Here is a 13189-nt window from a genome sequence, read left to right as displayed (position 1 = left end):
CAGAATTGGCCCTCATCATGACCAGTTTCAACTTTCTTTATTCCCTGATTAAAATTTTGAGGAAACTCCAGTTTTTATAAAATATGTTGTAAAATATATTAATTTTTTTTTGATTAAACGATTAATCTTTTACTTTTGTGTTAATTAAAGTTAGATGGAAAGAGCATCTTTGAAAGTAATAGCCCGTGAGCTGGGTGTTTCAACAGCAACGGTTTCACTCGTGCTGAACGGTAAGAATAAGAACGGCCGGGTGAGCAAAAATGTGTCAGAAAAAATTCTGGCAAAAGCTGCTGAGCTGAATTATGTACCCAACAGTTTGGCCAAGGGATTGAAAATGGGTCATTCCAAATCGATTGGTTTGATTATAGCGGATATCTCAAACGTTTTTTTTGGTACACTGGCTTTGCATATTCAGAATTTTGCAGAACAACAGGGTTACACCGTTATCATCGGAAACACCAACGAAGAGCCGGAAGAAATGTTAAAGATGATTACCTTTCTCAATTCCCGGCAGGTTGACGGTCTGATCATCACCCCCACAGAAGGAGGTGAGTATATGGCGAAAGCACTTTTGGAAAAAGAGAAACCGTTGGTACTGGTCGACCGTACCTATCCCGATATCCATACTGCATCGGTCATGATCAATAATTTTGAGATCAGTTACCGTTCAACCCGACAGCTATTGAAGAGCGGATGCAAGAATCCGGCATTTATATCCTACAAACAGGATCAGTATCATACCAACGAAAGGAAACGGGGATACCTGGAGGCAATGCAGGATGCAGGACATAATGTCACTGATAAGATAAAGGAAGTAAGTTACAAAAAACTTCAGGAAGATATGGATGATGCTATTGAAGAGTTGTTGCAAATGAATCCGAAAGTAGATGCTGTCTTCTTTGCCACCAACTCTATTTCCATTATCGGTATCCGTTCCCTGCTTAAAAAGGGATTGCTGGTGCAGCAAGATATTCAGGCGATGTGTTTCGATGAGAGTGAAGCCATTTTATTGTTCCCTTTTCGGATTCCCTATGTGAAACAACCGATCGAAGAGATGGCCAAACAAGCCCTCGATCTGCTGATCGGTCAGATTGAAAGAAAAGAAAAACCGGGCCAACAAATTGTGTTGGATGCTGAACTCATTGTGTAATTTTTTGCGAATGAAGTTAAACGATTAATCTAAATTATTTATTCATCGTAGTTAATTCTACTTTACGACTATAAAAAACATGCTTATATGTTTTATTATCAATAAAATACATACTATATTTAGGTTAAAATAAAAGTATTTAATCATCACCGATTGAATTAAGGCAATGTCTAAATCTCAATCGGATAAAAAATTTATGCAAAATTTTAAAAGCCTGTAAATCAATGCGTAGCCTTAAGTCTTTTGCAGAGAGATTCAGAATCAACTTTAAAGCATACAGGCGGGACAACTCTCACACAGCAATTAATTATCTGAAAGGGCTATTTTTCTGTGAGAAAGGGCAGGCAAATATGGAACGAATGGAAGAAGAAGTTTCAAATAGCGAGTATAGGGCATATCAGCACTTCATAAACAACTCCTCGTGGAACTGGGAAGGACTACAGGAACAGGTTGCTCTGGAAGCATCGTTGCTTTTAAAAAAACAAAAAGCGAAAAATAAACTACCCACCGGATATATTATTGATGAATCGGCTCATCGCAAAAGGGGTAATAAAATGGCTATTTGCAAGTACCTACTTGCCGAGTTGTTGTGGATGGTGTTAGTAAAAGGCACAAATCCAAGGCGAATAAAAAGAGTGAGTTATGCACGGCAGGTAAGGGGTTGGAGGAGAAAATTAAAGAGTTATGGAGTGAATGATTATAGATTTAATTTTTAACTAATTTTAATACTATGAAAATTAAAAATTATCTTTTGTTTAACGTTGTTCTTTTAATCCTTTTTTCGAGTTGTTCCAATGATTTTGGAATTGAGAAAAAAGTTGAAAAAGAAGTTTTTGAGTTGAAATCCTCCTCTACTTCAAACGATGTTGTAGGAAAACTCACTGTTGGTTATCAGGGTTGGTTTGCTTGTCAAGGTGATGGATCGCCTGTTAATCAATGGGTTCATTGGTCTTCTTCAGGTCAGCCTGCTCCTGGAAATCAAACTTTTGAATTATGGCCTGATATAAGAGATTATCCTAATGGATATCAGACAGGATATGGAAATTTAGGGAATGGAGATCCTGCAAAACTATATTCTTCGTATGATTCTGAAGTAATAAATACCCACGTTAAGTGGATATCAGATTATGGGATTGATTGCATTGCTCTTCAGAGGTTTGGAGTTGAACTTAGTGTTCCGTCTTTTAAAGCTCAGCGAGATGGTGTTGCATTGAAAATGAAAAATGCAGCTGAAGGTTATGGGAAAAAGTTTTATATAATGTATGATATTTCGGGATGGACAAATTTTCAAACTGAAATAAAAACTGACTGGACGAATGCCATAATTGGAGATCTCAATTTAATTAATTCAAATGCTTATGCAAAACAAGATGGAAAGCCGGTTGTCGCTATTTGGGGGATTGGAGTTTCTGGACGTCCCGGAGATGTTAACTCGTGGCTTGATATAATAAATTGGTTTAAAAATCAAAGCTGCTATGTTATAGTGGGAACACATAATAACTGGCGTTCTGATTCTTCTATATTGCCGGCTATTAATGCTGCTAACATGGTTTCTCCCTGGACTGTAGGGGTCTATTCTGATAATGGAGGAGTTGATAATTATGCCACTGTAATGGAGGCTGATAAAAATTATTGTAATCAGTATAATATGGATTATCAGCCGGTTGTTTTTCCCGGCTTTGCGTGGTCTAACTGGAATGGTGGTTCCCGGAACCAGATACCCAGAATGCACGGAGATTTTATGTGGAGACAGTTTGCACAAGTTAGAAATAAAGGTATTCCAAGTGCTTATGTGGCAATGTTTGACGAATATGATGAGGCAACAGCTATTGCAAAAGCAGCGGAGGATGTTTTAATGACTCCCTCGGATCAATACTTTCTTACATTGGACGCAGATGGAATAACTGTTTCCTCGGATTTTTATTTGCGTTTAACTGGAGACGGGGGAAGAATGATTCGAAATGAAATGCCATTAATTTGGAATCATCCGACTCTGCACAAAAATGTAAATAATAATTCAATTTTTGTATCACAGAGTGTTCCTACAACCGTTGATGGGGGCCAAAATTTTACGGCCAGTATTACAATCAGAAATACCGGGTTAACCTCATGGTCAGCCGCTGATGCTTATTATCTTGGGAGCCAAAATCCTCATGATAATACAATTTGGGGATCAAACCGTATTGCTTTGCTTTCAGATGAGACCGTGGAGCCTTGGCAGGAAAAAACTTTTACATTTGACTTTGCGGCCCCAAACCAAAGGGGAACGTATAATTTTCAATGGAGGATGTTACAGGAGTGGGTCGAATGGTTTGGTGAGACAACATCAAATGTTTCCATCGAGGTTACCAGCAATTATTTAGATAATTGTGATGGACTGAATGGATGGGGTTCTCATAATCAACTATCTGTTAATAGAGATGTTCAGCAAGAAGGGACCGGTTGTATAAGTGCATATGGTTCCGGAACGGATGATTTTTCAAAACTATATCCAAATCCTTTAGCATTAAATTCTGATATTAGCCAAAATAATGGCGTCTTTCAATTTTGGTATTATGTATCAGACGTATCAATGTTATCTGGGAATAATCAAATAGAATTGGGCAGTGGTGGAGGTCCGGATGTGGATGAATTTGCTTGGATTATAGATGTTAGTAGTCTTACCAATGGATGGAACATGATTTCAAAAAGATTGAGTGATGCGTATGTTATAGGTCACCCTAATTTAAAAGAAATTGATTGGTTTCGAGTGTACAATTTTAAATCAGGAAATGTAACTTCGATGGTTGATGATATGCAGGTAGTAAAAGACTAAACAACAATTCCGCTTGATTTTTCTAATATCAATAACGCGCTGATAAAAAGGAATAAATGAAATTAGGCAAAAATATTTTTCCTTGCCATTTTTATCTACGAGGAATCACAAACAACATACGATTAGGTTGTTGAATATGAATATTTTATAGCACAAAGCGGCCTTGGCCGCCTTTTGACCTATTAGTTGTGGTTTATTCATATGTTTTTATTTTTTAAAAAGCCACCGGTTTTACCACCTATTCTGATGGATTTTTTGTTAAAAAAACATTCAAACATGCTAAATATAAATTGAATAACAAAAATATTTTTGAGGCTTTTTTATTTTTTTTATTTTTTTTTATAGTTCTACTCTACCACTATAAAAAACATGCTTATATATTTAGGTCAAAATAAAAGTATTTAATCATCCCCGAATGAATTAAGACAATGTCTAAATCTCAATCGGACAAAAAAATTACGCAAAATTTTAAAAACCTGTAAATCAATGCGTAGCCTTAAGTCTTTTGCGAAGAGATTCAGAATCAACTTTAAAGTATACAGGCGGGACAACTCTCACACAGCAATTAATTAGGTGTAAGGGCTATTTTTCTGTGAGAAAAGGCAGGCAAATATGGAACGAATGGAAGAAGAAGTTTCAAATAACGAGTACAGGGCATATCAGCACTTCATAAGCAACTCCTCGTGGAACTCTGGGAAGGGCTACAGGAACAGGTTGCCTTGGAAGCATCGCTGCTTTTAAAAAAAACAAAAGCGAAGAATAAACTACACAACGGATATATTATTGATGGAATCGGCCCATCGCAAAAGGGGTAAAAAATCAGTTGCCGTCAGTCGGCAGTATGCAGGTGTTATCGTCAAAGTAGATAATTGCCAGGTTGGAGTTTAAGCATCATTTGTCAATCATACCTCCTCTACTATAATAAACGAACGGATTTTTCTTCCCAAAACATGGGCCGAAGCACCGTACAGATGCGAGGAAGCGAAAGATAAAATACAGCATAAGTAATGGTGATCTGGTTACTTACAATTATAAAAAGAATACGGATATTTTGTAAGTCAGCGATATTGGGTGGAAAGGTCTTTCGACAATGCAAAAAATGAATTGGGGATGTCTGATTATCAAATAAGAAAATGGCAGTCGTGGCACACACATTATGCGATAATCATGATGACCTCGCTTTACATTGTAACTCAATTGATTGAACATCAACAGGAAGTTCTATTACTAAGTTTTAGAGATGTCAGGATTATGATAGTAACAAATATCTGTGCCACTCAAATTGAAATGGAAAACAAAGCCAGACAAATGCTTAAACGGCACAAGAAAAAACATGCAGATATGATACAACCCTTCATAAGCAAAAAGAAAAACTAAAATCGTAAAGTAGAATTAAATGATTAATTTATTCATTTTAGTTAAACGATTAAACAGAAAGTATGAAAAAAGTTTATCCTAAAATTGGTATTCGCCCCATCATTGATGGCCGGCGCGGCGGCATCAGGGAATCCCTGGAAGAGACCACGATGAACCTTGCAAAGCGTGTGGCGTCGTTGTACAGAGAGAATCTGCGATATCCTGACAGCCGGCCGGTAGAGTGTGTGATTGCCGACACCTGTATCGGCGGTGTGAAAGAGGCGGCCATGTGTGCCGAGAAGTTTGAGAAGGAGAACGTGGGATTGTCGCTTTCCGTAACCCCCTGCTGGTGTTACGGTTCGGAAACCATGGACATGAATCCCCTTATACCCAAGGCGGTATGGGGTTTCAACGGTACGGAACGACCGGGAGCAGTTTACCTGGCAGCGGTGCTGGCTGCCCCCAACCAGAAAGGACTGCCCGCCTTTGGCATCTACGGTCACGATGTGCAGGACATGAACGACACGGATATCCCGGCAGATGTAAAGGAAAAACTGCTCCGATTCGCCCGTGCAGGCCTGGCGGTTGCCCTTATGCGTGGAAAATCATACCTGGCCATCGGAACGGTATCGATGGGAATCGGCGGATCGATGGTCAATCCCGATTTTTTACAGGAGTATTTGGGTATGCGCACCGAACAAGTAGATGCCATCGAAGTCCTTCGTCGAATTCAGCTTGGTATTTACGATAAAGAGGAATTTGAAAAAGCGATGGTCTGGACAAAAGAAAACTGTATGTCGTATGAAGGCGAAGATTTCAATCCGGAACACCTAAAACACAGCAGGGTGCAAAAAGACAAAGATTGGGAATTTGTGGTCAAAATGACACTCATCATGCGCGACCTGATGACAGGCAACCCAAAATTGTCTGAAATGGGGTTTGGCGAAGAAGCATTAGGGCACAATGCCATTGCAGGCGGATTTCAGGGACAACGCCAGTGGACTGATTTTCTGCCCGACGGTGATTTTTCCGAGGCGATCCTCAATTCATCCTTCGACTGGAACGGGATCCGTGAATCTTTCACCTTTGCCACCGAGGACGATCACCTGAACGGTATCAGTATGCTGTTCAATCATCTGTTGACCAATACCGCGCAGATCTTTGCCGATGTCCGCACCTATTGGAGTCCCGAAGCCATTGAGCGGGTCAGCGGGTGGAAACCTGATGGGTTGTTGAAGGATGGGGCCATTCACCTGATCAACTCGGGTTCTTGCACATTGGACGGAACGGGGCAGCAATCGGATAAGGATGGAAATCCCGTAATGAAGCCATTCTGGGAAATTACCGATGAGGAAGTTTCAAAAATGCTTGAAGCCACCACCTGGCATCCCGCATCGTTGGAATATATGCGTGGAGGCGGATTTTCTTCTAAATTTCTGACCAAAGCGGGGATGCCGGTTACCATGTGCCGGCTGAATTTGATAAAAGGATTGGGTCCGGTATTGCAGATTGCCGAAGGTTGGACAGCAACCTTTCCCACTCACGTCTTCGACATCATCAACAAAAGAACGGATAAAACCTGGCCCTCCACTTTCTTTGTTCCAAGAATTACCGGAAAGGGGCGATTCACTGATGTTTATTCGATAATGAACTACTGGGGAGCCAATCACGGAGCCATCAGCTACGGACATATCGGTGCAGATCTGATTACACTGGCTTCGGCGCTGTCTATTCCAGTGAATATGCACAATGTGGATGATGAAAAGATCTTCCGACCGTCAGCATGGTCGGCTTTCGGATCGGATAACGAGGGAGCGGACTACCGAGCATGCGCTGCTTATGGACCACTATACAGGTAGCGTGGAGATTGCGAGAAATAATCTGAATCTAATTAACCAAATAAATTGATAGAATGATGAAAATTGATTTTAAAGTACTGAATCTAAGCACCTTTTTCCTGTGGATTATGCTTTCGTTTCCTCTCTTTTCCCAGACGAATACGATGGGGGATATGTTTGAGCTGGCAAAAATGAAATCGGGTGTAAAGAACAAGAGGGTCTCCAGTTCTGACCCAACGGGAGGCAACAGTGATCATCTGGAACCTTTTGCCCCAGGAGAGAAAAGGACCATTGCAGAGATAAAGGGAGCGGGAGTAATCAATCATATATGGATTACCATTGCCCCTCCGCCGGATGTACTGAGCAGGAACGATATCATTATCCGGATGTACTGGGACGGGAATGACTATCCCTCCGTGGAATCTCCCATTGGCCCTTTTTTCGGTCAGGGGTGGAACGAACAGTATAACTACGCTTCGCTTCCCTTGTCGGCAGGACCTGCGAACGGAACAGGATTGAGCAGTTACTTCGCAATGCCTTTTGAGAAAGGTGCTCGCATCGAAATCGAAAACCAGAACGACAAACCCATCACTGCTTTATATTTTTATGTGGACTATCTTGAAATGGAACAAATACCGGAAGATATGGGTCGTTTTCATGCCTGGTACAATCATACTCTCTCTGAAGCTTTGCCGGAAGGTGAAACAGAGTGGGCTCTGACTGGCCCACAAAAACCCAATCAGAAAGGAGAAAGGAACTACCGGTTTATCGATACAAAAGGCAAGGGACACTTCGTGGGGATCAATTATTACGTACACTCTCCCAGCCCCATGTGGTATGGTGAAGGCGATGATATGTGGTACATTGACGGAGAAAAAAAACCGCGTTTAATAGGTACCGGAACAGAAGATTTTTTTAATACTTCCTGGTGTCCCAAAGAACCGTTCTCCCATCCTCATTTTGGATATCCGCGAGTAAACAACGATATAGGCTGGTTGGGCCGAACACATATCTACCGTTTTTTTATCAATGATCCTATTTTCTTTGAAACAGGCGTAAAGGGCACTATAGAGACCGGTCACAATAACAACCTGACCCTCGATCTGGCTACCGTGGCCTATTGGTACCAGGACAGAGCAGTGATGCTGCCACCGGCACCCACCAAAGAGCTGCGTCAGCCGAAGCCTTTTATCAACCCCGGTGATATACACCGCTGGAGAGATGCCTGGCGCAAAGCCAAGGGAAATGATCCTCAATTATGGGGAAATGAATGACATTACATTTCATCATCGATGAGAATCAGCTACTTAACCATAGAGAGAAATAAATGCTTAAACGGCACAAGAAAAGACAGGCAGATATTGATACAGCTCATCATAAGCAAAAAGAAAAACTAAAGGCGTAAAGTAGAATTAGACGATGTTCATTTTTAGCTACTCAGACACACTTTTGGGAACAGTCTCGGATCTCAAAAAGTATACTTAATGTCTGCCAGTAAACAATTAATTATCACGACATCAATATATTACAAGAATAATTCTGTTTGAAAAATAAATATAACCAGATGAAACGAGCATGACAAAGATTGCCACAAAAGGACATGTATAAAATCAATCATGCGAGTTCCATTAGGCCAATAACTTAAGTAAATTATATACGAATGAAACGAGCATGACAAGGTTTGTCACAAAAGAACATGTATAAAATCAATCATGCGAGTTACATTCGACCAATAACTTAGACTAATTTTATACGGATGAAACAAAACTTAATTGTAATTTTAATCGCTTATTTTTGCTCTATTGCAGTTTATGCACAACAAGCTGTTACACCCGAAACGGCGCTGAATGCTTATGTCCACAATGACGACCCTACCTGGGGATGGGAAGTCCGAAAGACATATGACATGGATGAGACAAGGGTTTATTCCTTACTGTTTATTTCTCAGAAATGGCATGAAATCCTGTGGAAACATGAACTTATTATCTTTGTCCCGCAGACCTTAAAACAGGATGGGGCTCTCTTATTTGTAGACGGCGGCTCACTAAACGATGGCATTCCGAAATTTGCAAAAGAAGCGGATGATTTGTTTTTGTCCCTGTCTGCCCTGGCCAACCGAAATAATGCCTTGGTCTGTATCTTGAAACAAGTGCCCAATCAGCCTCTGTATGGTGGTTTGAAAGAAGATGCTTTGATCTCCTATACGCTCAATGAGTTCAAAAAAGACAAAGATTACTCCTGGCCACTGCTCTTTCCCATGACAAAATCGGCCTACAGAGCCATGGATGTGGTGCAGGAATTTGCTACGCAACAATTGGACCGGCAGATAAATCGTTTTCTCGTATCCGGAGCTTCAAAACGCGGATGGACGACCTGGCTTACCGGAGCACTTCAGGATCCGCGTGTGGAAGCAATCGCTCCCATGGTGATCGATATGCTGAATATGCCCGTCACCTTTGATTATCAGAAACAACTCTACGGAGAATACAGCGAGAATATCCAGGATTATGTGAATCTGGAAATCCCACAGGCAATCCATAGCGAATTTGGAAGAGCTGTCGTACAGATGATAGATCCTTACTCTTACCGGAACAAGCTGACGATGCCTAAAATGATCATTATGGCAACAAACGATCCCTACTGGACCGTGGATGCGGTGAAACATTATATCAATGAGATTCCCGGGCATAACCTGTTGCATTATGTTCCCAATGCTGGTCATGGTTTGGGGAATAAAGAACAGGCTTTCGGAGCGTTAAGTGCATTTTTTACCCATATGTTGTACAGGACGGATAATCCTGTCTGCGAATGGAACCTGGTGGAAAAACGTAGAAATATTGAGCTCAATGTAAAAGCCTCCCCCGATAAACTGATAGGTGCCAGATTATGGAAATCTGTTTCTGATAGTCGGGACTTTCGTAAGGCTATATGGACTAAAAGTGATATACAGCTCAATGCCAGGGACAGATCTGCAGTCAATGTAAGCATTAATTATCCGAAGAAAGGATTCCAGGCTTTTTATGTGGATCTGGTCTATAAGGATATCCATGGCGATGAATATACGGTCAGTACGCGGACGTATGTCTCGGATAATAAAAAAGTATTTGTGCAATAATTGCCGATAGACACATGTAATTAAACCACTCAACACAGTTGCGCCTTTTACAGGTAATGCCAATTTTGTTGACTTCCTATTTAAATTACATGTGTTACAGTTACATATAAATCATTAACTAACAATGTTTTGTGACCGACGCTTGCCCTCGATTACGAAAAGAGAAGAAACTCGCTTTGCTCAAACAGCTACTCTTTTCACATTCCCCGTGGTCAATGGATACCCCACAAAACATATCTATTCTATGTCTCGCCATTAAGTTGAATACATTTTCAATAAGCACATGCGGAAGTTCAGTTAATGTTTGCCTTAATGGACAAAAAAAGAATGTCAAACTTAAATAAACAACAATGATGATGCATTTAAAATCAATGATCTTTACGGTACTTATTTCTGTTTTTACTGTGACTTCATTTGCACAGAACCGAAATTTCAATGGACTCGGGATGAATATGAGCAATTTGTATCGCCTTTCCAATGCGGAGTCAAGGTCGATCAGCCCTGAAAATTTCACCGGCGAAAAAGGGAAAGGTGGTATGGCTACACCCGATCCCAATGCTCCCCGAAATACCGCTAATGCAAGCCATGCTGCCCGTGACCTGGGACAGGGGTGGAAGGTAAATCCTTATGTTATCATACAGCCGGGAGAAACATTTACTATGGCCGAAATAGAGGGTCCAGGTGCCATCCAACATATCTGGATGACCCCCACTGGCAACTGGCGCTTCTCCATCATCCGCATCTACTGGGACGATGAGACAGAACCCTCTGTAGAGGTTCCGGTAGGACACTTTTTCGGGATGGGATGGAACGAATATGCCCATCTCAACTCACTGCCGGTAACGGTTAATCCCGGCAGCGCCTTTAACTGCTACTGGAACATGCCGTTTCACAAGAAAGCACGCATCACAATGACCAACATCAACGACGAACAGCCGATGAGCCTCTATTATCAGATCGACTATACGCTGACCGATGTACCGGATGACGCCGCTTACTTCCATGCACAGTTTCGCAGGACAAAGGTGAATACCACATCAGTTTACACCATAGTGGATGGTATTAAGGGTGAAGGACATTACGTGGGCGTCTACATGGCCTGGCAGGTGAACAATAACGGCTGGTGGGGTGAAGGTGAAATCAAGTTCTTCATTGATGGTGATCAGCAGTTTCCCACCATTATCGGCACCGGCACGGAAGACTATTTCTGTGGTTCATACGGTTTCGACCGGAATGGTAAGTATGTAACGTTTACCACACCTTACGCAGGGCTGGTACAAGTGCTGCCTCCCGAACTGGCCTACAAGGCAGGGCAACGTTTCGGACTGTACAGGTGGCACATAATGGACCCCATCCGTTTCAAAAAAGATTTACGCATAACCATTCAGGATTTGGGCTGGAGACATGGCGGCCGTTACCTTCCCCAACAGTCGGACATCTCTTCCGCTGTTTTCTGGTATCAGGCTGAACCACATGCTTCGTTTCCTGCACTGCCTTCCTGGAAAGAACTTGAAGTGAATTAATGCTTGCAGACCAATTTCGTCAACACTCATTTGAGAGACTACGGAAAAGCTTGCCTGTTTGGATACTTTTTAGACCGGACTCAACAATATTCAACAACATGAAGAAACGAAATCAATTCAAAGGAATCGCCGTCGCAGTGCTGATCGGGGGAGTGTTTACCCTCTCCTGCACAGATAACAGGAAAAAAACGGAATCTATGGAAATGAACTATGAAAAAGGAACGTTTGGGTACGACCTGAACTACTTATCGGAAAAAGACAGCCTGATCCTCCTGAAATCGGAAGATGAAAAAGCACAGGTGATTCTTTCGGCAAAATACCAGGCAAAGGTTTTCACTTCTACGGCTAACGGTCTGGATGGAACCAGCCACGGTTTTGTCAACTACAAATTCTTCGATGCCGGCATCGTGGATGAACATATGAACGGCTTCGGTGGTGAAAACCGGTTCTGGCTCGGCCCTGAGGGAGGACAATACTCGGTTTTCTTTGCACCGGGAACAGAGCAGGTGTATGACAACTGGCACACTCCCAGGGCGATCGATATCGAAGCATGGGAGCTGACAGATGCAACTTCCACACAGGCTGCGTTCACCAAGGAAATAGAGGTGAAAAACTACCGGGGTACAGAACTGAAAATTAAAGCCGAACGACAAATCAAACTACTCTCCAGGGAAGAAAGTAGCAGGGAGCTGAACTTAACTCTCCCCGGGGAGATGAAGATGGTGGCCTACAGTACCGAAAACAGGATTACAAACCAAAATGATTTTGAATGGACTCCGGAGACAGGCACAGTTTGTCTTTGGATGCTCGATATGTTTATCCCGTCCGACTCGGCAGTGACGATAATCCCCTATCAAACAGGGAGTGAAAAAGATTTGGGCCGGGTTGTTACATCCGATTATTTCGGCGAAATACCTGCTGACCGACTGATCGACGAAAATGGAGTTCTTTTTTTTAAAACGGATGGAAAATCGAGGGGAAAGCTAGGGATGAACGCGCGCAAGACCAAAGGGATCGCGGCCAATTACGACCCGATCGGGGGGCGGCTTACCGTGATGACCTTCACCACACAACCTGAAGCCACCTACCTCAACCAGGAGTGGAACCCGGAGAAAGATCCCCTGAAAGGTGACGCGCTCAACGCCTACAACGACGGCCCGCTGGAAGATGGTAGCATCATGGGCCCCTTCCTGGAGCTGGAGAGCTGCTCACCGGCCGCTTTTTTAAAACCGGGCGAATCACTCTCTCACCAGCACAATGTGTACCATTTCGTGGGTGATGAGGCCTCCCTCTCCCCTATCTCAGAAAAATTACTGGGTGTGAGCCTGGAGAAAGTAAAGAATATTTTTAATAGCAATCGGTAATCAGAATAACCTGACTAAGCACTGACGA

The 13189-nt window shown here is 42.2% G+C and carries 11 protein-coding genes; all 11 read left to right on the top strand.

Features of this window, described 5'->3' with window-relative positions; all coding sequences use genetic code 11:
* Positions 1 to 154: 154 nt before the first annotated feature.
* The 11 genes from ATH1_RS0108890 to ATH1_RS0108840 all read left to right on the top strand — a co-directional run bounded on the left by ATH1_RS0108890 (position 155) and on the right by ATH1_RS0108840 (position 13161).
* Positions 155 to 1150 (top strand): LacI family DNA-binding transcriptional regulator, encoded by a 996-nt coding sequence (locus ATH1_RS0108890; protein ID WP_010420374.1) that lies wholly within the window; start codon positions 155 to 157, stop codon positions 1148 to 1150.
* A 224-nt stretch (positions 1151 to 1374) separates the two neighbouring features.
* Positions 1375 to 1866, top strand: coding sequence for a transposase (locus ATH1_RS0108885; protein WP_010420366.1), 492 nt, complete (start codon positions 1375 to 1377; stop codon positions 1864 to 1866).
* 14 nt (positions 1867 to 1880) lie between these two features.
* The gene (locus ATH1_RS20130; protein ID WP_010420365.1) at positions 1881 to 3965 is read left to right on the top strand and encodes an NBR1-Ig-like domain-containing protein; all 2085 of its coding nucleotides are present in this window, start codon (positions 1881 to 1883) and stop codon (positions 3963 to 3965) included.
* A 683-nt stretch (positions 3966 to 4648) separates the two neighbouring features.
* Positions 4649 to 4780: a hypothetical protein gene (locus ATH1_RS22460; RefSeq protein ID WP_010420363.1), complete on the top strand. Its 132-nt coding sequence runs from the start codon at positions 4649 to 4651 to the stop codon at positions 4778 to 4780.
* The gene (locus ATH1_RS22780; RefSeq protein WP_139035317.1) at positions 4752 to 4853 is read left to right on the top strand and encodes a transposase; all 102 of its coding nucleotides are present in this window, start codon (positions 4752 to 4754) and stop codon (positions 4851 to 4853) included. Before ATH1_RS22460 ends, ATH1_RS22780 begins: the two co-directional genes overlap by 29 nt.
* 222 nt (positions 4854 to 5075) lie before the next feature.
* Positions 5076 to 5342 carry a hypothetical protein gene (locus tag ATH1_RS0108865; protein WP_010420361.1) on the top strand — a complete coding sequence of 89 codons (267 nt, stop codon included), beginning with the start codon at positions 5076 to 5078 and terminating at the stop codon, positions 5340 to 5342.
* Positions 5343 to 5404: 62 nt separating this feature from the next.
* Positions 5405 to 7180, top strand: a complete 1776-nt coding sequence (locus tag ATH1_RS0108860; RefSeq protein ID WP_010420360.1) for an L-fucose isomerase — start codon at positions 5405 to 5407, stop codon at positions 7178 to 7180.
* 53 nt (positions 7181 to 7233) lie between these two features.
* On the top strand, positions 7234 to 8433 hold the full coding sequence (locus tag ATH1_RS0108855) for a glycoside hydrolase family 172 protein (RefSeq protein ID WP_029164047.1): 1200 nt from the start codon (positions 7234 to 7236) through the stop codon (positions 8431 to 8433).
* Between the two features lie 482 nt (positions 8434 to 8915).
* Positions 8916 to 10274, top strand: a complete 1359-nt coding sequence (locus ATH1_RS0108850; protein WP_010420357.1) for a PhoPQ-activated pathogenicity-related family protein — start codon at positions 8916 to 8918, stop codon at positions 10272 to 10274.
* Between the two features lie 356 nt (positions 10275 to 10630).
* A complete protein-coding gene (locus tag ATH1_RS0108845) occupies positions 10631 to 11797 on the top strand; it encodes a glycoside hydrolase family 172 protein (protein ID WP_010420354.1) in 1167 nt (388 codons plus the stop codon).
* Positions 11798 to 11895: 98 nt separating this feature from the next.
* Entirely contained in the window at positions 11896 to 13161 is a 1266-nt protein-coding gene (locus ATH1_RS0108840; protein ID WP_010420352.1) for a DUF6786 family protein, read from the top strand.
* Positions 13162 to 13189: the final 28 nt, after the last annotated feature.

The organism is Anaerophaga thermohalophila DSM 12881 (assembly GCF_000191885.1).
Taxonomy (GTDB): Bacteria; Bacteroidota; Bacteroidia; order Bacteroidales; family Marinilabiliaceae; genus Anaerophaga; species Anaerophaga thermohalophila.
Note: the sequence above shows the minus strand (reverse complement) of the source record. Positions and strands in the feature narration are given on the sequence as shown.

Bases quoted from the DNA above. Each gene is read 5' to 3' on its own strand.
- ATH1_RS20130 (WP_010420365.1), top strand. From the start codon at position 1,881: ATGAAAATTAAAAATTATCTTTTGTTTAACGTTGTTCTTTTAATCCTT.
- ATH1_RS0108850 (WP_010420357.1), top strand. From the start codon at position 8,916: ATGAAACAAAACTTAATTGTAATTTTAATCGCTTATTTTTGCTCTATT.
- ATH1_RS0108855 (WP_029164047.1), top strand. From the start codon at position 7,234: ATGATGAAAATTGATTTTAAAGTACTGAATCTAAGCACCTTTTTCCTG.
- ATH1_RS0108845 (WP_010420354.1), top strand. From the start codon at position 10,631: ATGCATTTAAAATCAATGATCTTTACGGTACTTATTTCTGTTTTTACT.
- ATH1_RS0108865 (WP_010420361.1), top strand. From the start codon at position 5,076: ATGTCTGATTATCAAATAAGAAAATGGCAGTCGTGGCACACACATTAT.
- ATH1_RS0108840 (WP_010420352.1), top strand. From the start codon at position 11,896: ATGAAGAAACGAAATCAATTCAAAGGAATCGCCGTCGCAGTGCTGATC.
- ATH1_RS0108890 (WP_010420374.1), top strand. From the start codon at position 155: ATGGAAAGAGCATCTTTGAAAGTAATAGCCCGTGAGCTGGGTGTTTCA.
- ATH1_RS22780 (WP_139035317.1), top strand. From the start codon at position 4,752: ATGGAATCGGCCCATCGCAAAAGGGGTAAAAAATCAGTTGCCGTCAGT.
- ATH1_RS0108860 (WP_010420360.1), top strand. From the start codon at position 5,405: ATGAAAAAAGTTTATCCTAAAATTGGTATTCGCCCCATCATTGATGGC.
- ATH1_RS0108885 (WP_010420366.1), top strand. From the start codon at position 1,375: ATGCGTAGCCTTAAGTCTTTTGCAGAGAGATTCAGAATCAACTTTAAA.